This window comes from Stenotrophomonas sp. HITSZ_GD (assembly GCF_029543105.1).
Taxonomy (GTDB): domain Bacteria; phylum Pseudomonadota; class Gammaproteobacteria; order Xanthomonadales; family Xanthomonadaceae; genus Stenotrophomonas_A.
In genome coordinates this window covers 1-20,511 of the sequence record NZ_JARQXB010000015.1, presented here as the reverse complement: position 1 = coordinate 20,511, position 20,511 = coordinate 1, and the positions used below count along the sequence as shown (strand labels likewise).

At 67.9% G+C, this 20,511-nt stretch carries 18 protein-coding genes; 7 read left to right on the top strand and 11 right to left on the bottom strand.

All coding sequences use genetic code 11. The annotated features are described in order from the left end of the window. The first annotated feature begins 49 nt into the window (after positions 1-49). From P6166_RS14105 to P6166_RS14080, 6 genes are all read left to right on the top strand, one after another. Entirely contained in the window at positions 50-2,413 is a 2,364-nt protein-coding gene (locus tag P6166_RS14105) for a methyl-accepting chemotaxis protein (protein WP_277765086.1), read from the top strand. Between the two features lie 157 nt (positions 2,414-2,570). Continuing rightward, positions 2,571-3,431: a CheR family methyltransferase gene (locus P6166_RS14100; RefSeq protein ID WP_277765085.1), complete on the top strand. Its 861-nt coding sequence runs from the start codon at positions 2,571-2,573 to the stop codon at positions 3,429-3,431. Beyond that, on the top strand, positions 3,428-4,024 hold the full coding sequence (gene cheD / locus P6166_RS14095; RefSeq protein WP_130320083.1) for a chemoreceptor glutamine deamidase CheD: 597 nt from the start codon (positions 3,428-3,430) through the stop codon (positions 4,022-4,024). The genes P6166_RS14100 and cheD overlap by 4 nt, the downstream gene beginning before the upstream one ends. Further along, positions 4,021-5,106 carry a chemotaxis response regulator protein-glutamate methylesterase gene (locus P6166_RS14090; RefSeq protein WP_277765084.1) on the top strand — a complete coding sequence of 362 codons (1,086 nt, stop codon included), beginning with the start codon at positions 4,021-4,023 and terminating at the stop codon, positions 5,104-5,106. Before cheD ends, P6166_RS14090 begins: the two co-directional genes overlap by 4 nt. Positions 5,107-5,113: 7 nt before the next feature. Beyond that, positions 5,114-7,699 carry an EAL domain-containing protein gene (locus tag P6166_RS14085; protein WP_277765083.1) on the top strand — a complete coding sequence of 862 codons (2,586 nt, stop codon included), beginning with the start codon at positions 5,114-5,116 and terminating at the stop codon, positions 7,697-7,699. Between the two features lie 53 nt (positions 7,700-7,752). Next, complete coding sequence (locus tag P6166_RS14080; RefSeq protein ID WP_277765082.1) at positions 7,753-8,331, top strand: isoprenylcysteine carboxylmethyltransferase family protein; 579 nt, start codon at positions 7,753-7,755, stop codon at positions 8,329-8,331. Between the two features lie 246 nt (positions 8,332-8,577). Here P6166_RS14080 and P6166_RS14075 read toward each other — a convergent pair whose 3' ends face one another. The 6 genes from P6166_RS14075 to P6166_RS14050 form a co-directional block, all read right to left on the bottom strand. Beyond that, positions 8,578-9,468: an amidohydrolase family protein gene (locus P6166_RS14075; protein ID WP_277765081.1), complete on the bottom strand. Its 891-nt coding sequence runs from the start codon at positions 9,466-9,468 to the stop codon at positions 8,578-8,580. After that, a complete protein-coding gene (locus P6166_RS14070; protein ID WP_277765080.1) occupies positions 9,468-10,490 on the bottom strand; it encodes an amidohydrolase family protein in 1,023 nt (340 codons plus the stop codon). Before P6166_RS14070 ends, P6166_RS14075 begins: the two co-directional genes overlap by 1 nt. Positions 10,491-10,515: 25 nt before the next feature. Continuing rightward, on the bottom strand, positions 10,516-11,826 hold the full coding sequence (locus tag P6166_RS14065) for a carbohydrate porin (RefSeq protein WP_277765079.1): 1,311 nt from the start codon (positions 11,824-11,826) through the stop codon (positions 10,516-10,518). 81 nt (positions 11,827-11,907) lie between these two features. After that, complete coding sequence (gene dctA, locus P6166_RS14060; protein WP_277765078.1) at positions 11,908-13,230, bottom strand: C4-dicarboxylate transporter DctA; 1,323 nt, start codon at positions 13,228-13,230, stop codon at positions 11,908-11,910. A gap of 45 nt (positions 13,231-13,275) precedes the next feature. Then, positions 13,276-14,331 (bottom strand): 4-oxalomesaconate tautomerase, encoded by a 1,056-nt coding sequence (locus tag P6166_RS14055; RefSeq protein WP_277765077.1) that lies wholly within the window; start codon positions 14,329-14,331, stop codon positions 13,276-13,278. Then, positions 14,324-14,995, bottom strand: coding sequence for a 4-carboxy-4-hydroxy-2-oxoadipate aldolase/oxaloacetate decarboxylase (locus P6166_RS14050; RefSeq protein ID WP_277765076.1), 672 nt, complete (start codon positions 14,993-14,995; stop codon positions 14,324-14,326). The genes P6166_RS14055 and P6166_RS14050 overlap by 8 nt, the downstream gene beginning before the upstream one ends. A gap of 101 nt (positions 14,996-15,096) precedes the next feature. Between P6166_RS14050 and P6166_RS14045 the strand changes: the two genes are divergently transcribed. Further along, a complete protein-coding gene (locus tag P6166_RS14045) occupies positions 15,097-16,350 on the top strand; it encodes a LysR substrate-binding domain-containing protein (RefSeq protein WP_345781878.1) in 1,254 nt (417 codons plus the stop codon). A gap of 6 nt (positions 16,351-16,356) precedes the next feature. On the opposite strand, the gene P6166_RS14040 is transcribed toward P6166_RS14045, so the two are convergent. From P6166_RS14040 to P6166_RS14020, 5 genes are all read right to left on the bottom strand, one after another. Beyond that, positions 16,357-16,509 (bottom strand): hypothetical protein, encoded by a 153-nt coding sequence (locus P6166_RS14040; protein ID WP_277765075.1) that lies wholly within the window; start codon positions 16,507-16,509, stop codon positions 16,357-16,359. A gap of 171 nt (positions 16,510-16,680) precedes the next feature. Further along, the gene (locus P6166_RS14035) at positions 16,681-17,004 is read right to left on the bottom strand and encodes a Blp family class II bacteriocin (RefSeq protein ID WP_277765074.1); all 324 of its coding nucleotides are present in this window, start codon (positions 17,002-17,004) and stop codon (positions 16,681-16,683) included. 15 nt (positions 17,005-17,019) lie between these two features. Next, positions 17,020-19,611, bottom strand: coding sequence for a bifunctional aconitate hydratase 2/2-methylisocitrate dehydratase (gene acnB / locus P6166_RS14030; RefSeq protein WP_277765073.1), 2,592 nt, complete (start codon positions 19,609-19,611; stop codon positions 17,020-17,022). A 43-nt stretch (positions 19,612-19,654) separates the two neighbouring features. Beyond that, positions 19,655-20,053, bottom strand: coding sequence for a type II toxin-antitoxin system VapC family toxin (locus P6166_RS14025; protein WP_130320097.1), 399 nt, complete (start codon positions 20,051-20,053; stop codon positions 19,655-19,657). A 4-nt stretch (positions 20,054-20,057) separates the two neighbouring features. Next, positions 20,058-20,258, bottom strand: a complete 201-nt coding sequence (locus tag P6166_RS14020; protein ID WP_130320098.1) for an AbrB/MazE/SpoVT family DNA-binding domain-containing protein — start codon at positions 20,256-20,258, stop codon at positions 20,058-20,060. Positions 20,259-20,511: the final 253 nt, after the last annotated feature.

The following is a 20,511-nucleotide window of genomic DNA, read 5'->3' as shown; positions in this document are numbered from 1 at the left end:
GTGCCTGGCCCTCCCGCCGGGCAACGTCACAGGAAGAGGAAGCGCGTACATGCAGTGGATCAACAAATTCAAACTCGGCCCGAAGCTGATGCTGATCTTCGGCATCGTCTTGGTCATCATGCTGATCCAGGGCATCATCGCCTATTCCGGCCTTGCCGCCCTCAACAACGTGACGCGCGATCTGGCCGGCGATTCGATGGCCAGCGTGCGCGAAGCCGGCGAACTGCGCGGCATGCTCGGCGAATTCCGCAACTCGGCCTACCAGGGCCTGATCCGCGCCAGCGACGCGGTCAAGCAGGACGCCAAGACGCGCCAGGTCCAGCTGAAGAAGGATATCGACGCCACCATCGCCGACTATCCGCACCTGCTGCGCAGCGACGCGCAGAAGAAGCTCTACAACCAGTTCGTCGCCGACTGGAAGAAGGCCGCCGCCTCCTACGCCAGCGTCGAGGAAATGCTCGAACTCAACCTGCCCGACGACGCCGTGGACACCTTCGTCGGCGAGACGCGCAGCGCCCACCTGGCCGCGCAGGCTTCGCTGGCCAAGCTGATCGACGAGGACAACCGCCTCGCGCAGGAAGCCAAGGACCGCGCCGAAACCGTGCACGCCACCTCGGTCACGCTGACCGTGGTGATGGTGCTGGCCGGCATCGCCGGTGGCCTGTTGCTGGCCTGGCTGTTCGCCCGCTCGCTGGTCGGCAACATGCGCGGCGCGGTGAATGTCGCCAACGACGTGGCGACCGGCAAGCTGGACGGCCATATCGACACCGCCGCCTCCGACGAGGTGGGCGACCTGATGCGCGCGCTGCAGCGCATGCAGCGCGACCTGAAGGAGCGCATCGAGCGCGACCAGGCCGTCGCCGCCGAGAACCTGCGCATCCGCACCGCGCTGGATGCCTCCTCCACCGGCGTGATCATCACCGATCCCTCGCTGCAGGTCGTCTACACCAACCCGGCCATCCACCAGGTCATCGCCCAGCACGCCGAGGACTTCCAGCAGGCGCTGCCGGCACTGGACATCGAGGCCTCGCTGGTCGGCCACCACGTCAACGTGCTCGAGCACGGCGGCGAGGTGGACCCGAAGTTCGTCGCCCAACTGGAGAAGAACGGTTCGGCGCGCCGCGAGATGCGCTACGGCGATGCGCATATCGCGCAGATCGTCTCGATGATCCGCGACGCCGACGGCCAGGCCGTGGGCACCGTGTGCGAGTGGCGCGACCGCAGCATCGAAGTGCAGGTGGAAGAGGAAGTGGCGCGCATCGTGGAGTCGGCCGCGGCTGGCGACATGGGCGGCCGCGTGGCGGTCGAAGGCAAGGAAGGCTTCTTCCTGCAGCTGGCCCAGCAGCTCAACGGCTTGCTGGACGCCAACGGTGCTTCGATCGATCAGGTCTCCCGCCTGCTGGCCGCGCTGTCGCAGGGTGATCTGACCGTGCGTATCCATGGCGACTACCAGGGCGTGTTCGCCCGCATGCGCGACGACGCCAACGCCACCGCCGAGCAGCTGACGGAGATCGTTGGCCGCATCAAGCAGTCCTCGGTGGCGATCAACTCGGCCGCCGGCGAGATCGCCGCCGGCAACAGCGACCTGTCGCGCCGTACCGAACAGCAGGCCGCCAACCTGGAAGAAACCGCCGCCTCGATGGAGGAACTGACCTCCACCGTGCGCCAGAACGCCGAGCATGCCCGCCAGGCCAACCAGCTGGCGCAGGGCGCGGCCACGGTGGCTTCGCAGGGTGGCGAGGTGGTGGGCAAGGTGGTCACCACGATGGGCGACATCGAGAAGTCTTCCAAGAAGATCGCCGAGATCATTTCGGTCATCGACGGCATCGCCTTCCAGACCAACATCCTGGCGCTCAATGCCGCGGTGGAAGCCGCGCGTGCCGGCGAGCAGGGCCGTGGCTTTGCGGTGGTGGCCTCGGAAGTGCGCACGCTGGCGCAGCGGTCGGCCAACGCGGCCAAGGAAATCAAGGGCCTGATCGATGATTCGGTCGGCCGCGTCGCCGACGGCTCGGCGCTGGTGCACAAGGCCGGCGCGACCATGGGCGAGATCGTCGCCTCGGTGCAGCGCGTGACCGACATCATGGCCGAGATTTCCGCGGCATCGCAGGAACAGTCCGCCGGCATCGAGCAGGTCAACCAGACCATCACCCAGATGGACGAAACGACCCAGCAGAACGCCGCGTTGGTGGAAGAAGCCACCGCCGCCGCGCGCGCGATGGAAGAACAGGCCGGCCAGCTGTCCGATGCGGTGTCGATCTTCCGCCTGGAAGAATCGGCCGCCGAACCGGCGCCGGCGCTGGCCCCGCGCACGAGCGAGCGCGCGGCGCGCCCGCAACCGGCTGCCCGGCCCGCCCGCCCGGCGCGCCAGGAAGCCGAAGCGGTGGTCGCCGACAGCGACTGGCAGGAATTCTGATCTCTCCGTGTAGTGGCAATGCACACACCCCGGCTCCGGCCGGGGTGTCTGTTTTTGGGCGCCGGCCACGCCGTGGCGGGCAGGAAATTTGCGACTGCGCTCGCACTACAGTTCCGCCCCCGCGCGGCCGATAACCTTCTTGAACCCGAGGTGCCGAATGCCGCCCACCCTCTCCCCCGCCCCCGTCGACAGTCGCGAATTCGAGTTCGCCGACCGCGATTTCCGCCGCGTGTGCGAACTGATCCACCAGCGCGCCGGCATTGCCCTGGCGCCGGCCAAGCGCGACATGGTGTACGGCCGGCTCTCGCGGCGGCTGCGCGCGCTCGGCCTGCGCTCGTTCCGCGACTACCTGGACCTGCTGGAAAGCGGCCAGGACGAGGACGAGTGGCAGGCGTTCACCAACGCGCTGACCACCAACCTCACCTCGTTCTTCCGCGAGCCGCACCATTTCGACAAGCTGCGCGAGGAACTGCTCAAGCATCGCCGCGAACCCACGCTCAAACTGTGGTCGTGCGCGGCGTCCACCGGCGAAGAGCCGTACTCGATGGCGATCACCGCCTGCGAGGCGTTCGGCACGCTGAACCCGCCGGTGCGCATCCTGGCCACCGACGTGGACACCCAGGTGCTGGAGACCGGTGCGCGCGGCGTATATCCGGTCGACCGCGTGTCCTCGCTGGACCCGGCGCTGCGCCGCAAGTACTTCCAGCGCGGCAGCGGCCCGAACGAAGGCAAGTGCCGGGTGCTGCCGGCGCTGCGCCAGCTGATCGAGTTCCGCCAGCTCAACCTGCTGGCCCCGCGCTACGACGTGGGCGGCCCGTTCGCCGCGGTGTTCTGCCGCAACGTGATGATCTATTTCGACAAGCCCACCCAGCGCGGCATCCTCTCGCGCCTGGTGCCGCACCTGGGCGAGGACGGGCTGCTGTACACCGGGCACTCGGAGAACTACCTGCACGCCGCCGACCTGATCCAGCCCTGCGGCCGCACGCTGTACCGCGCCGCCCGCGGAGCGCGCGCATGACCTCGGCCCTGAAGATCGACGAGGTGATGCGCTACCGCGACACCCGTTTCCAGACCATCGCCGCCAAGCTGTTGCCCACCCAGTACCTGGTGGTGGACGACGACACCGCGCTGACCACCACGCTGGGCTCGTGCGTGGCCGCGTGCGTGCGCGACCCAGTGCTGAAGATCGGCGGGATGAACCACTTCCTGCTGCCCGAAGGCCAGGTCGGCGACGGTGCGCCGGCGCGCTACGGCAGCTACGCCATGGAGTTGCTGATCAACGACCTGCTCAAGCGCGGCGCGCACCGCAAGCGCCTGGAGGCCAAGGTGTTCGGCGGCGCCAACGTGCTCAAGGGCTTCACCTCCAACCCGGTGGGCACGCGCAACGCCGAGTTCGTGCGCGCCTACCTGCTGGCCGAGCACATCCCCATCGTGGCCGAGGACCTGTGCGGCATCCATCCGCGCAAGATCTGGTTCTTCCCGGTCACCGGCCGCGTCGTCGTGCAGCGCCTGCCGCATGCGCACGAGGCCGAGGTCGCGGCGACCGAATCGGCCGTACGGGCCCGCCTGTCGAAGACGCCCGTCAGCGGCGGCGTGGAGCTGTTCCAATGAACCTGCAGGCTCCGGTCCGCGTATTGATCGTCGACGACTCCGCGGTCGTGCGGCAGATCCTCACCGAAATCCTTTCGCGCGACATCGGCATCGAGGTCGTCGGCAGCGCCGCCGACCCGCTGCTGGCGCGCGAGAAGATCAAGCGCCTCAACCCCGACGTCATCACGCTGGACGTGGAAATGCCACGCATGGACGGGCTGGCGTTCCTCGAGAACCTGATGCGCCTGCGCCCCACGCCCGTGGTGATGATTTCCTCGCTCACAGAGCGCGGCGCGGATACCACGCTGCAGGCGCTGTCGCTGGGCGCGGTGGATTTCGTCGCCAAGCCCAAACTCGATGTCGCGCGCGGGCTGGAAACCTATGCCGAAGAGATCGTCGGCAAGGTCAAGGCCGCCGCGCAGGCGCGCGTGCGCCCGCTGGCGCGCCCGGCCGCCGCCAAGGTCGAGCTCGATACCCCGGCGGCCACGCCGGCCAGCGCCGCCGCACGCGCGGGCCTGTTCCGCACCACCGACCGCCTGATCGCCATCGGCGCCTCGGCCGGCGGCACCGAGGCCTTGCGCGTGGTGCTCGAAGGCATGCCCGCCGACGCGCCGGCCGTGGTGCTGACCCAGCACCTGCCGGCCAGCTTCAGCACCGCCTTCGCCGAGCGCCTGGACCGCCATTCAGCGATGTCCGTGCGTGAGGCCAGCGATGGCGAGGCCGTGCTGCCGGGCCACGCCTACCTGCCGCCGGGCGGCCGCCACCTGCGCGTGATCCGCGACGGCGCCCGCTGGCGCTGCCGCATCGACGACACCGAGCCGGTCAACCGCCACAAACCCGCCGTGGACGTGCTGTTCCGCTCGGTGGCAGCCAACGCTGGCCCCAACGCGATCGGCGCGATCCTCACCGGCATGGGCGACGACGGCGCCCGCGGCTTGCTGGAAATGCAGCAGGCTGGCGCCGCCACGCTCGTGCAGGACGAAGCCACCTCGGTGGTGTGGGGCATGCCCGGTGCCGCCTTCAAGTTGGGGGCCGCACAGGAGACCGTCCCGCTGGAGCGCGTCGCCGAGCGCCTGCTCGCCCTTTCCCGCGTCAGTCGCTGAGGCGCGCATGGACGACCTCGCGCTGTCCACCGCGACCGCCACACTGCCCGAGACCGCGCTGATCGATCCGCGCGACCTGGACACGTTGCTGGCCTACACGTTCTCGCAGATGCCGCACGGCGTCATCGCGGTGGACACGGCGCGGCGCGTGGTGATGTTCAACCGCGCCGCCGAGCGCATCTGGGGCACGGAGTCCGCGCTGGTGTGCGGCCAGCCGGTGGAACACCTGTGCCCGGCGATCCTGGGCACGTACTTCGACGAAGTGGCGCTCGACCCGCCGGGCCGCGCCACCGACCCGCGCGACATCCAGCTGGTGCGCGGCGACGGCAATGTCGCCGTGCTGGCCATTTCGCTGCTCAGCGTGGAACGCGACACGCGCCGCGTGACGGTAGGCTTCATCCGCGATGTCACCCGCCAGCGCGAACACGAAGCACGCATGCGCCAGCTCTCGCTGGCCGTGGACCGCAGCGACACCGCCTTGCTCACGCTGGACGATGCGCTGGGCGTGGCCTACGTCAACGAAGGATTCACCCGCCTGTTCGGCTATTCGCTGGCGCAAATGCGCGGCAAGCGTCCCTCGCAGGTGCTGGCCGGCCCGCATACCGACCCGGACACCTTGCGCGGGCTCTACGAACAGGCCGCCGCCTGGCGCCAGGCGCGCGCCGACCTGCTGCTGTACCGCCACGACGGCCAGCCGCTGTGGACCTCGGTAATCACCAATCCGGTGAGCGATGTACCCGGCGTGCCCAGCGAAACGGTGGCGGTGATCACCGACATCACCCACGCCAAGATGCACGAGGTGCTGCACACCCACGTGCTCGACGCGATCGTGCGCGAGCAGCCGCTGGCCGACGTGATGGCGATGATCTGCGTGGAGCTCGAGCGCGTGGCCCCGGCGCTGCGCGCCTCGGTACTCAGCGTGGACAGCGACAGCCGCCTGCATACCCTCGCCTCGCCCAGCATGCCGCCCGGATACAGCGAGGACGTGGACGGCCTGCGCATCGGCGCGGGCGTGGGCGTGTGCGGCACCGCCGCCTGGCGCGGGCGGCCGGTGAGCGTGAGCGACATCGCCACCGACCCGCTGTTCAAGGACTTCCGCCACTTCGCCGCGCGCTACGACCTGCACGCGGCGTGGTCGAGCCCGATCAAGTCCAGCGGCGGCCGCGTGCTCGGTACCTTCGCCATCTACTACGCCGAGGCGCGCGAGCCCGACCCCTGGCACATCAAGCTTGCCGACATCTGCTTGCACCTGTGCGCGCTGGCGCTGGAACGCGAGCACACCCGTGCCCGGGTGCACCAGCTGGCCTTCTACGACGCGCTGACCAGCCTGCCGAACCGGATGATGTTCAACGCCCGCGCCGAGCAGTTGCTGGTGAACGCCGAGAGCCAGCATGCGCCGGCGGCGGTGCTGTTCCTCGACGTGGACCGCTTCAAGCGGGTCAACGAGACCCAGGGCCACGCCGCCGGCGACGGCCTGCTGCGCGATATCGCCCAGCGCCTGGGCGAGAACCTCGGCCTGGGGGACCTTGTCGGGCGCCAGGCCGGCGACGAATTCGTGCTGGCGCTGCCGAACTGCGGCGCCGAGCAGGCCGGCGGCATCGCCGAGCGCCTGCTGGGGGCGATCGCCGCGCCGTCGGTGGTCGGTCACATGACGCTGCATCCCTCGGCCAGCATCGGCGTGGCGATCTTTCCCGAGGACGGCCGCGATATCAACACGCTGCTGCGGCATGCCGACCTGGCGATGCATCGCGCCAAGACCGAAGGCGGCGGCAGCTTCCGCTTTTTCAGCGCCGACATGAACCGCCTGGCGCAGGAGCGCGTCGCGCTGGAAACCGCGCTGCGCGAGGCCCTGCGCCGCGACCAGTTGCAGCTGCATTACCAGCCGCAGGTCCTCAGCCATCCGCCGCACCCGCTGTATGGCGTGGAAGTACTGCTGCGCTGGGACCACCCGCAGCTGGGCGCGATCTCGCCGGCCCGCTTCGTGCCGCTGGCCGAGGAAAGCGGCCTGATCGGCGACCTGTGCCGATGGGTGCTGCGCAACGCGCTGCGCCAGCTCGCCGACTGGCGCGCGCGCGGCGTGGCCATCCCGCGCATCGCGGTGAACCTGTCGGCCAGCAACTTCGAGGACCCACAGCTGCTGGACGAACTGCTGCGCCTGCTGCTGCAACACGGCCTCTCGCCGACCGACGTGACGCTGGAGATGACCGAGAGCGTGATGCTCTCTCCACAGCCGCGCGTGCTGGACAACATCGCGGCCATGCAGGCCGCCGGCCTGGCCTTGTCGCTGGACGACTTCGGCACCGGCTATTCGAGCCTGAGCCACCTGCACCGGCTGCCGATCAACGAATTGAAGCTGGACATGAGCTTCGTGCGCGACATCGAGCACAGCATGTCCGCCCGCGCCCTGACCAACTCCGTGTTGCGCATCGGCGAGAGCCTGCGCAAGCACGTGGTGGCCGAGGGCGTGGAAACCGAACGGCAGCGCCGCCTGCTTGCCGGCCTGGGCTGCGAAGTGCTGCAAGGCTTCCTGTTTTCCAAGCCACTGCCGGCCGCGGACCTGGAGCGCTGGCTGGCCGAGCGCGACGCCGAATGAACGCAGTGCGGCCGTAACCGGTAGGATCGGCCCATCGCCCCTACGTTGCGCCCATGAAAGCCTTTCTCGACGCCGCACTCTCCCTCGCCTGGTTGGTATTCCTCGGTTACTGGATCTGGTCCGCGCGCCGGGTGAAACGCGCCAGCCGCAGCGAAACCCCATGGCGACAGCTGGCGGTGTACTGGTTGCCCCTGCTGGTCGCGGTGCTCCTGCTGGGCCCGGGCGAATGGTACGAAGGCAGCTGGCTGAGCGAACGCTTCGTTCCCAAAAGCATTCCGATCAGGGCCACCGGCGTGGCGCTCGCATGGGTCGGTGTCGCCCTGGCGATCTGGTCGCGCCACCTGCTGGGCAGCAACTGGAGCAGCGTGGTGCAACTCAAGCAGGACCATGAGCTCATCGAGCGCGGCCCCTACCGTTGGATACGCCATCCGATTTACACCGGTTTGCTGCTCGCCTTCCTCGGCAATGCAATCAAGGTGGGCGACTGGCGTGGGCTGATCGCGCTGGCGATCGTGTTCGTCTCGTTCTGGCGCAAGCTGCGGCTGGAAGAGCGCTGGCTGGGCGAACAATTCGGTGAACGGTATGCCGCGTACAAACAGCGGACGCGCGCCCTGATTCCGGGAATCCTGTAGGTCGACGGGTCGCGGCCGAAGCCGCTCCCACGAGGAGCAGGAGAAAGACACGACCAGCGCGCCACACAGTATGTAGCGGCGCGTATCCGTTCGTGGGAAACCTGAGCGGTCTTCGGGGGCGGCGGGCGCTTTCGGGACCGTAGGCGACATGGATGTCGCCTACGAGCCTCCATGGATGGATTCACGGCGTGTCCCGAAAGCGCCCGCCGCCCCCGAAGGCCGCCGCATGAAACCCGGAGAGCCGCTCTACGCGCCCCAGTAAAGCCGCATCGGATTATCGACCAACAACTTCCGCTGCAAATCCGCACTCACCGCGATGCGCGGGATAAAATCCACCAGTTTCCCATCATCGGGCATATGCGAAGTCATGTTGGGATGCGGCCAATCCGTGCCCCACAGCACGCGATCCGGGAACCGCTCCACCAGGTAGCGCGCGAACGGCACCACGTCGTCATACCCTGGGGGCCCGGACACGGACAGCCGCTCCGGGCAGCTCACCTTGCTCCACACGTTCGGATGCTCGTCCATCAACCGCACGAACCGCTGGAACTCTGGCCCCTCGACCGGCAGCCGCACATCCGGCCGGCCCATGTGGTCCACCACCACCGTCGTCGGCAGCGAAGTGAAGAAGTCCCAGCGCTCGGCCAGGTCCGCGGCCTCGAAATAGATCACCACATGCCAGCCCAACGGCGCGATCCGCTCGATGATCGCCCGGTAGTAGGCATCCGGCTTCGGATCCACCAGCCGCCGCACAAAGTTGAAGCGCACCCCGCGCACGCCGGCCGCATGCAGCGCGGCCAGCTCCGCATCGGTCACCGTGTCGCGCACCGTCGCCACGCCGCGGGCCCGCCCATCCGCCGCTTGCAACGCATCCACCAACGCCCGGTTGTCCGCGCCATGGCACGTCGCCTGCACGATCACGTTGCGCTCGAAGCCAAGAAAATCGCGCAGGGCAAACAGCTGCGCCTTGCCCGCATCGCACGGCGTGTACTTGCGCTCGGGTGCATACGGAAACTCGTCGCCCGGTCCGAACACATGGCAATGTGCGTCCACTGCACCCGCCGGCGGAACGAACGCCGGTTTGCTGGGGTGCGCGCACCAGTCCAGCCAGTTCGCATCTTTCTGGAAGGCGACCATCACAGCCCCCTTGCCTTCAGCTGCGCGTCCAGGCGCGGATAGACGCGCCGCGCATTGCCTTCGTACACCTTGTGCAGGTCGGCCGGCGCCAGTCCCAGCGCATCCACATAGCGCCGCGTGTCGTCGAAATAATGGCCCGTCTGCGGATCGATGCCACGCACCGCGCCGACCATTTCCGAACCGAACAGGATGTTGTCGATGTCGATCACCTCGAACAGCAAATCGATGCCCGGCTGATGATAGACGCAGGTGTCGAAGAACACGTTACGCATCACGTGCGTGTCCAGCGGCGGCTTGCCCAGCATGTCGGCCAGGCCCCGGAAGCGGCCCCAGTGGTACGGCACCGCGCCGCCGCCGTGCGGGATGATGAAGCGCAGCTCAGGGAAATCTCGGAACAGGTCACCCTGCAGGAACTGCATGAACGCCGTGGTATCGGCATTGAGGTAATGCGCGCCGGTGGCGTGGAAGTTGGGGTTGCAGCTGCCGGACACATGCACCATGGCCGGCACGTCCAGCTCCACCATCTTTTCGAAGAAGGGATACCAGGCCTTGTCGGTCAACGGCACGCCACTCCAGTGTCCGCCTGACGGGTCCGGGTTGAGGTTGCACCCCACGAAGCCCAGCTCGTTGACGCAACGCTCCAGCTCGCCGATCGAATGGCTGATCGGCACGCCCGGCGACTGTGGCAGCTGGCACACGCCGATGAAGGTCTCGGGGTATAGCCCGACCACGCGGGCGATCAGGTCGTTGCAACGGCGCGTCCATTCGGCGCTGACACGCTCATCTCCCACATGGTGGGCCATCGTGCTGGCGCGCGGCGAGAAGATCGTCATGTCCGCGCCCCGCTCGCGCAGCAGGCGCAGCTGGTGGTTCTCCACGCTCTCGCGCAGCGCGTCGTCGGAGATCGTGGGGTACACCGCCGGCGGCAGCGACGGGTCGTCGAAATGCGCGACCTGTGCCTTGCGGAAAGCGTCATGGCCCTTGGGGGCGGTGGTGTAGTGACCGTGGCAGTCGATGATCATGGGCAGGCCTCGTGGGGGAGGAAGGTCACCAGCCAAACAGCTGGGCGAAATGCACGTCCACGCGCAGGCCCACCACCAGCGCATCGGGGATGTCGGTGGTGCGGGTGGGCGCGTAGATCGGGTCGGGATGGACGATGTATTGCAGGTTCGGCATCAGCCGGACGCCGCGATGCACCGCCCAGCCGTAGCTCAGCTCGGCGATGATCTCGTTGTTGTCCGGCGTGCCGCTGCCACCGTTGCGGATCCGGCGGTCGCGCAGGTAGGCCTGCTGGCTGTCGCTGAAATGCGTGTTGGAGACGAACATCGCCAGCGTATCGCGGTCGCGTCCGGCGAAGGTGCCGGTCTTCACGAAGCCGGCGGACGCGAAGTAATCGATCGGCGCATCGTTGCCGGTATTGACGTAGTAGCGCGCGAACAGCGCCAGGCTGCGCGGCCCCTGCTTCCACACGGTCCGGTCTGCCATGGCGTACCAGCCCACGCGCGAGCCATCCTGGCTGGCAAACGCCTTGCCGGTGAGCCCGGCCGGGTTGCCGTTGATGTCCCAGTAAGGGCTCTTGCCGCCATCGCTGTTGTGGTACACGCCCACGCGGTAGGCGCGCGGCAGCGGGTCGTTCTTCGCGTTGGTCTGGTAGCCGACCTCGAACGGCACGATGGTGCCGGTTCCCTCCCCGAAGGAGAAATCCAGGCCGTTCTTGCCGGCCTTGTTGAGGTCGTTGTTGTAATCGAACGCACCGGTCTGGGCGTACCAGCGGTCGTTGACGTCGTATCGCAAGATCGCCGCCCACGAAGAGTTCGGATACGCGGTGATGCCCAGGTCGGTGATCGCACCATACGGCGTGAGGCACATCGCGTTGCTCATGAACACGCAGTTGAGCGGGGAGTTGTTGAAGTAGCTGTTCACCGGCGCGCGGCCGGCGGTGATGCTCAGGCCGTTGTCGAAGCGGTGGCGCACGGTCATGCGGGTGAGGCGGCCACCGGCGACCGGGCGCCAGGTCTGCTGCGCGCTGATGGAACTGCCGATCTTCTCGCGCGCCAGGTTGCGCCCGGCGAACCAGGCCCATTGCAGGTCCACGTCGGTGTTGTGGACGCCGAACAACTTGTCGAGGTCGAACTTCGACTGCGCCATCACCCAGTACGAACCTTCCGTGCCCTGCTCCACGCCGCCCACCGGGTTGGAAGCCACGTTGCCGACGAAATCCAGGGTCAGGTCGATGCCGTCGCGTACCTTGCCCGGCGTCCTGGCGCCGGCTTCGTCCTGCGCCCAGGCCGGCGCGCAAAGCCCGGCGGCGATGCACAGCGCCAACGCACTGCGGGTACAACGGGAAATACGGGACACAAAGCCTCCTGTCCGGCCGTCTGCGGCCGGCACTGGAATGGGGTAAGCGGGCGGCCGCGGCGGTGCCTGCGGCCGCCCGGATCAGATCTGCTGGTGCGCGGGCAGGCCGGCGTGCCGTTGGCGCAGCCGGCGCGTGCCGACCTGCGCGGCGAGCATCCGCTCGTCGAGCTTGCCTTCCCACTTGGCGATCACCAGCACGGCCACCGCGTTGCCGATCAGGTTCACGAAGGTCAGCCCTTCGGCCAGGATGCGGTGGATGCCCAGGATCAGCGCGATGCTCGCCACCGGAATCGTGCCGGTGGTGCCCAGCGTAGCGGCCAGCACCACGAAGGCCGCGCCGGCCACGCCCGCCGCGCCCTTGGACGTGAGCAGCAACACGGCGATCAGGCCGAGCTGGTGCCACACGGTCAGTTCGGTGTTGGTGGCCTGGGCCAGGAACAGCGCCACGGTGGTGAGGTACAGGCAGGTGCCGTCGAGGTTGAACGAGTAGCCGGCGGGAATCACGAAGCCGACCACGCCTTCCTCGGCGCCAAGCTTCTTCATCTTCTCGATCAGGCGCGGCAGCACGGTCTCGGTGGAGGTCGTCGCCGCGACGATGACGATTTCATCGCGCAGGTAGGCCATCAGCCGCCACAGGCTCACGCCGCACCACCACGCCACCGCGCCGAGCACGATCACGGTGAACAGGCCGCACACCACGAAGAACTCGATGATCAGCTCGCCCAGCGAGAGCAACGAGCCGGCGCCGAACTGCCCCACGGTGAAGGCGATGGCGCCGAACGCACCGATCGGGGCGAAGTACATGACGTACCCGATGATCTTGAACAGCGCGCTGGAGGTGGACTCGATGACCTTCATCACCGGCTCACCACGCTCGCCCACCGCCGCCAGCGCGACGCCGAACAGCACCGAGACGAACAACACCTGCAGCACGTGGGCCTCGGTGAACGCGCTGACCAGCGTGTTGGGGATGATGCCCATCAGGTAGGCGACGATGGACTGGTCGTGCGCGGTGTGCACGTAGCCCTGGATGGTTGCCGTATCGATGGTGGCCGGGTCGATGTTCATGCCCGCGCCCGGCTTCCACAGGTCCACCGCCACCAGGCCGATGACCAGCGCGGCGATGGTGATGACCTCGAAGTAGATCAGCGACTTCAACGCCAGCCGGCCGACACTCTTCATGTCGCGCATGCCGGCAATGCCGTGCACGACGGTGACGAAGATCACCGGCCCGATCATCATGCGGATGAGCTTGATGAAGGCATCGCCAAAGGGTTTCATCGCCGAGCCCATATCCGGCTGCAGCCAGCCCAGCAGCACGCCGATCAGCGTGCCGGCCAGCACCTGGAACCACAGCTGGCCAAAGATTCCGAAGCGGCCGGGCCGCTTCTCTACCACGGTCATGTCAACCCTCCCAGGTCAATGATGATAATGAAGCCGGCGTCTGTTTCAGGCGAACAGTTCACCGTCGAAAAGCTTGCGGGCGGTACGCAGGACCGCCGCGCGCACGACCTGGCCCGCGTCGTCGAGGTCCATCACGCAGCCAGTGCTGCCGCTGGGGTGTTCGACTTCCAGCCGCAGCGAGCGCCCTTCCGGCAGCCGGGCCAGTGCATGCGCCGGGGATTCGGGCAGCAGGCAGGCGGTGGCGACGCTGACCGCGCCGAGTACGCCGATGGAGGCGTGACAGCGATGCGGGATGAAGGAGCGCACGCTGATGGCACCGCCCTCGCGCGGTGCGGCAACGAGCATCATCTTGGGTACCGAGGCCTGGGCCACATCGCCGAGGTTCATCAGCGGACCGGCCTGCAGGCGGATGGATTCCAGCCGCCGCTTCAGTTCGTCATGGGCGTCGAGCGTCTCGCGGTCTTCGTAGCCGCTGATGCCGAAGTCCTCGGCGCGCATCACCACGCAGGGCATGCCGTTGTCGATCAGGGTGAGGTCGATGCCGTCGATCGTGTCGCGTGCCCGCCCGGTGGGCAGCAGCGCGCCGCAGGACGAACCGGCGATGTCGGCGAAGGCCAGCGGCACCGGCGCGGCGGTGCCGGGTACGCCGTCGATGCGCGCGTCGCCGTCGTAGCGCACGCGCCCGGCGGGCGTCTCCACCGTGGCGGTGGCCAGCTTGCCGGTGTTGACCATGAAGATGCGCACCTCGGTACGCTCGCCTTGCGTAGTGACCAGGCCGCGCTCGATCGCGAACGGACCGACGCCGGCCAGCATGTTGCCGCAGTTCTGTGCATCGCTGACCAGCGCCTGGTCCACGAACACCTGCAGGAACAGGTAATCGACATCGGCGTCGTCGCGGTCGGAAGCGGACACCACCGCGACCTTGGAGGCCAGTGGGTCGGCGCCGCCCATGCCGTCGATCTGCCGCGGGTCGGGCGAGCCATAGGCGCGCAGCAGGAAGGCGTCGCGCGCAGCGGTATCGACCGGCAGGTCCGAGGCCAGGAAGAACCCGCCCTTCGACGTGCCGCCCCGCATCCACATCGCGCGCACCGGCTCAGACATAAGTCAGGCCCTTGGCCGCCAGCCGCTCGCGCATCTGGTAGATGTCCAGGCCAAGCTCGCCGCGCGCCAGCCGTTCGCGTTTTTCCGCTTCGCGGGCCTCGCGGGCCTGGGCCTCGCCCAGCACGCGCGCCGCGTCGGCACGCGGCACCACGCACACGCCATCGTCGTCGGCCACCACCACGTCGCCCGGCTGCACCCACGCACCGGCGCACACCACGGGCACATTCACCGAGCCCAGCGTTTCCTTGACCGTGCCCTGCGCGTGGATGGCACGGCTCCACACCGGGAAGCCCATCGCGGTCAGGTCGCGCACATCGCGCACGCCGGCGTCGATGACCAAGCCGCGGCAGCCGCGCGCCTGCGCGGATGTGGCCAGCAGGTCGCCGAAATAGCCGTCGCAGCATTCGCTGGTCGGGGCGACCACCAGCACGTCGCCCTCGCGCAGCTGTTCGATAGCCACGTGCATCATCCAGTTGTCGCCCGGCGGCACCGACACCGTAACCGCCGTGCCGGCAATGCGCGCGCCCGCATAGACGGGCCGGATGCGCGGATGCAGCAGGCCGCTGCGGCCCTGTGCCTCGTGGACCGTGGCCACGCCGGCCTCGGCCAGGCCATCGACAAGGGCAAGATCGGTGCGTTCGATATGGGTGACGACCCGGGACATCCATCCATCCTTCGTTGGGGATGAGCGAGTCTGGCCGCGATCCGCGCGGGGGCTCAAGATCGTTTTCCGAGACGGCCATTGGTTTTGGTTATAGTTGATCCATGGAGCAGCTCCCGGACCTGAACCTTCGCCACCTCCACGCGCTCACCGTGGTGGTCGCCAGCGGCGGCATCAGCGCGACCGCGCCGCAGGTGAATCTTTCGCAGCCCGCGCTGACGCAGGCCATCGCCAAGCTGGAGCGGCAACTGCACTCGACGTTGTTCGATCGCCAGCCCGGCGGCATGGCGCCTACCGAAGCGGCGCAACTGCTCGTGCCGCGCATCGAGCGCGCCCTGGCCTACATCGCGCACGGCGTGCGGCTGGCGCGGCGTTCGCAGCGCCTGCCCGCGCTGGCCGGGCTGGAGCGGCGCGTGGCGCTGGGCCAGTTGCGTGCGCTGACCGCGGTGGACCAGGCCGGCAACTACTCGCTGGCCGCCGCGCGCAGCGGTATTTCGCAGCCGGCGGTGTATCGCGCGGTGCACGACCTCTCCGAGCTGATCGAAGTGCCGCTGACGATGCGCCGCGGCAAGACCGTGCAGTCCACGCCGGCGGCCACGCGCATGCTGCGGCTGGTGCGCTTGGCGCTGGCCGAACTGTCGGCCGGGGTGGATGAACTGGCCTCGCTGCGTTCGGAGCGCGGCGGGCGCATCGCACTGGGCGTGATGCCGCTGGCCCGCGCCATCCTGCTGCCGCAGGTGCTGGCACGGTTCTCGCGGGCGTATCCGAACACCCGCATCAACGTGGTCGAAGGGCCTTATGCCGAAGTGCTCAACGACCTGCGCGAGGGCAACCTCGACTTGCTGGTCGGCGCCATGCGCGACCGCCTGCCCGTGCGCGACGTGGTGCAGGAAGGCTTGTTCGACGACGACCCGGTGATCGTCGCCCGCGCCGGCCACCCGCTGGCCGGCACGCACTTCGCATTCGAGCGCCTGCTCGACTACCCCTGGGTCATCGCCGCCACCGGCGCGCCGGTACGGGCGCGCTGGGAGCGCATGTTCCTCGACCAGGGCCACGCACCGCCGCCACCGCGCATCGAGTGCGGCTCGGTACTGGTGACGCGCGGCCTGCTGCTGGAGGACGACTGGCTGACGCTGATGTCGCGCGACCAGTTCCTGATCGAGCGCCGCGCCGGGCTGATGACCGAACTCGCCAGCGCCGGTGAAGGCCTGCGTCGGCGCATCGGCCTCACGACCCGCGCGGACTGGCACCCTACCCGGCAGCAATCGGCCTTCGTGGAGATGTTCCGCGCGGTGTGCGCCGAGCGCGGCGGCGCCGGGGATGACGACCCGTGGCCGTTCCGGCATGCGGCGCGGTGAGGTACCTCACTCGGCGCGCGGTTGCGTACTGGCCATCATGAGGCCGTAGACCAATGATCCCGCAACCAGCACGCAGAACGCGAGCAGCCAGCCGCCTGGCGGCCCCATCCACAAGCGCAAGAGCAGAAACACGGGGCCGAAGGTGAGCAGGAAATTCAATCCATGCATCCAGAAGGCATGGGCGAATCGATGCTGCTTCTGCTTGAGGAAGTTCGGGAGGCCGCAGTAACTCAGCAGCCGCAGGACACATCGAGGCTCTCTATACATGCGCACTCGCTTTTGTCTTGACGCAAGAGCAAGGGGGGCGCCGACTGCGGCGCCCCTGCCGCCTCACCGGGCGGAGTAGCTGGTGATCGCGCCGACCACGAGCCCAACGGCAAAACCTGCCGGCCCGCTGATGATCGCGCCCCCGATGGCGGTAACCATCATGTTGCGGAATTGGACCTGGTGACGCTCGGCATAGGCACCGCCATCAACCGACTTGATCTCATCAATCGTTAGTTCACGCATGGATGTATCACCTTGATTTCGCGGGTCGTTCCGCACGATCAGGCTTTCCCAAGTCGCATCGAGCGTCCACCGCTTTCGGACACATCTTGCCGAACAGTTAGAAAATTCAAACAAAAAGCCCGGCTTTCGCCGGGCTTTCTGCATTCCTTCCCGCGTGGCTTACGCCGCGACGGTATCGGCCACTTCCTGGTAATCCTGGATCTGGTCGAAGTTCATGTAGCGGTAGATCTCGGCACCCTTGCTGTTGATCACGCCGATATCCGCCATGTACTCCTCCTTGCTCGGGATCTTGCCCAACCGCGAGCAGATCGCCGCCAGCTCCGCCGAACCCAGGTACACGTTGGTGTTGCGGCCCAGGCGGTTCGGGAAGTTGCGGGTGGAGGTCGAGAACACGGTCGCACCCTCGCGCGCCTGCGCCTGGTTGCCCATGCACAGCGAGCAGCCCGGCATCTCCATGCGCGCACCGGCGGTGCCGAAGGTGCCGTAGTGGCCTTCCTTGGTCAGCTCCGAGGCGTCCATCTTGGTCGGCGGCGCGACCCACAGGCGGGTCGGGATGTCGCGCTTGCCTTCCAGCAGCTTGGCGGCCGCACGGAAGTGGCCGATGTTGGTCATGCACGAGCCGATGAACACTTCGTCGATCTGCGCGCCGGCCACTTCGGACAGCGTCTTCACGTCGTCCGGGTCGTTCGGGCAGGCGACGATCGGCTCGTGGATGTCGGCCAGGTCGATCTCGATCACCGCGGCGTATTCCGCGTCGGCATCGGGCTCGAGCAGCTGCGGGTCGGCCAGCCACTCTTCCATCTTCTTGATGCGGCGGCCCAGCGTGCGTGCATCGGCATAGCCCTCGGCGATCATCCACTTCAACAGCGTGATGTTGCTGTTGAGGTACTCGATGATCGGCTCCTTGTTGAGGTGCACGGTGCAGCCGGCGGCCGAACGCTCGGCCGAGGCGTCGGACAGCTCGAACGCCTGCTCGACCTTCAGGTCCGGCAGGCCCTCGATTTCGAGGATGCGGCCGGAGAAGATGTTCTTCTTGCCCTGCTTGGCCACGGTCAGCAGGCCCTGCTTGATGGCGTACAGCGGGATCGCGTTGACCAGGTCGCGCAGGGTCACGCCCGGCTGCATCTGGCCCTTGAAGCGGACCAGCACCGATTCGGGCATGTCCAGCGGCATCACGCCGGTGGCCGCGGCGAAGGCGACCAGGCCCGAGCCGGCCGGGAACGAAATGCCGATCGGGAAGCGGGTGTGCGAGTCGCCGCCGGTGCCGACGGTGTCGGGCAGCAGCATGCGGTTGAGCCAGCTGTGGATCACGCCGTCGCCCGGGCGCAGCGAGACGCCGCCGCGGGTGGAGATGAACTCCGGCAGCGTGTGGTGGGTCTTGACGTCCACCGGTTTGGGATAGGCGGCGGTGTGGCAGAAGGACTGCATCACCAGGTCGGCCGAGAAGCCCAGGCAGGCCAGGTCCTTCAGCTCGTCGCGGGTCATCGGGCCGGTGGTGTCCTGCGAGCCGACCGAGGTCATCTTCGGTTCGCAATAGGTGCCCGGGCGCATGCCCTGGCCTTCCGGCAGGCCGCACGCACGGCCGACCATCTTTTGCGCCAGCGAGAAGCCCTTGCCGGTGTCCGGCGGGTTGACGGGCAGGCGGAACAGGTCGGTGACCGGCAGCTTCAGCGCTTCGCGCGCCTTAGCGGTGAGGCCACGGCCGATGATGAGCGGAATGCGGCCACCGGCGCGCACTTCGTCCAGCAGCACGTCGCTCTTGAGTTCGAACTCGGCGATCACTTCGCCGTTCTTCAGCGCCTTGCCGTCATACGGGCGCAGCTCGATGACGTCGCCGTGCTCCATCTGGGAGACGTCCAGTTCGATCGGCAGCGCGCCGGCATCTTCCATGGTGTTGTAGAAGATCGGCGCGATCTTCGAGCCCAGGCACACGCCGCCGAAGCGCTTGTTCGGGATGAACGGGATGTCCTCGCCGGTGAACCACAGCACCGAGTTGGTGGCGGACTTGCGGCTCGAACCGGTGCCGACCACGTCACCGACGTAGGCGACCAGATGGCCCTTCTTCTTCAGGTCCAGGATCTGCTGGATCGGGCCGCGCTTGCCGTCTTCTTCCGGGGTGAACGGCGCATCGGGACGCTTGTTCTTCAGCATCGCCAGCGCGTGCAGCGGGATGTCCGGGCGGGTTGTGGCGTCCGGCGCCGGCGACAGGTCGTCGGTGTTGGTTTCGCCCGGCACCTTGAACACGGTGATGGTCAGGCTCTGCGGCACTTCCGGCTTGCTGGTGAACCACTCGGCCGCGGCCCAGCTCTTGAGCACGGCCTGCGCGTGGGCATTGCCCTTCTCGGCCTTTTCCTGCACGTCATGGAAGGCGTCGAACACCAGCAGCGTGTGCTTCAGGCCTTCGGCGGCCACGGCACCCAGTTCCGGGTTGTCGAGCAGTTCGATCAGCGGATGGATGTTGTAGCCGCCGAGCATGGTGCCCAGCAGTTCGGTGGCGCGCTGCGGGCTGAGCAGCGGGGTCTTCTCGGTGCCGAAGGCCACGGCGGCCAGGTAGGAGGCCTTGACCTTGGCGGCGTCGTCCACGCCGGCCGGCACGCGATGGGTGATGAGGTCGACCAGGAAGGCTTCCTCGCCGGCCGGCGGGTTCTTCAGCAGTTCGATGACATCCGCGGTCTGCTGCGCGCTCAGCGGCAGCGGCGGGATGCCGAGCGCGGCGCGTTCGGCGACGTGGTGGCGATAGGCTTCCAACATGACAACACTCCGGGAATCGGAAAAAGGATTCGGTGGTTTGGGCTCAGGCTTGCGGCACGATCAGCTTCAGGCCCTTGAAGTAGTCGCGATAGAAATTCGTGTCGTGGGTGATCAGGCCATCGCACTGCAGCAGCGCGTGGGCACCGACCAAGAAATCGGCGATCGGCCTTGCGGCGCCACCGCGCTGGCGCGAGCGGCGCTGCATCTCGCCGGCGCGCAGGGCCGACTTGGCCTCGACCGGGTTGAAATGGATGCCCATCTCCTCCAGCGCGCCCAGCGCTTCGGCGCCATTGCGCAGCGCGGCGCACAGTTCGGCCAAGGCGGCGTCGCTGACCACGACGCGGCCATTGCCCAGGCACTGGCGCAGGCAGGCCTCCGCGGCGTCGGCCTGGGGGCCGTCGGTGAGCAGCTCGACCAGGACGGGGGCGTCGATGGCGATCACGGGCTCAGCCCTGCTCCGGGCCGGCGGAGGGGTCGCGGGTGAACTTGCCGCGGACGCGGGAGATGGCGTCGTCCACGCTCTTGCGCAGCACGATGCGGCTGCCTTCCAGTTCGACCTTCAGCACGCTGCCCTTGGTGAGGCCGAGCGCGTCGCGCACGGTCTTGGGAAGGGTGATCTGGCCGCGTTCGGCGACGGTCGCTTCCATGGGTAGGCTCCGGAAAGTATGTACGAATTATACATACTTGGGGGTGGGGTGGGTGGGGTTTGGGGGTGTTCTTTGCTGGGGGGGTTGTCTTGGGTTTCGGGTTTGTGGGGTGGATTTTTTAGGGGCGCGCTCGTGTTTGGGCGGTTTGTTGCGGCTTCTTACGGTGCGGGCACCGGCCTGGCGGGTATGGTCGTCACGGCTCAGCAGACGTCCTGTCCGATTCGCCGCCGCGGGCCATCCATGGCCCGCTGAC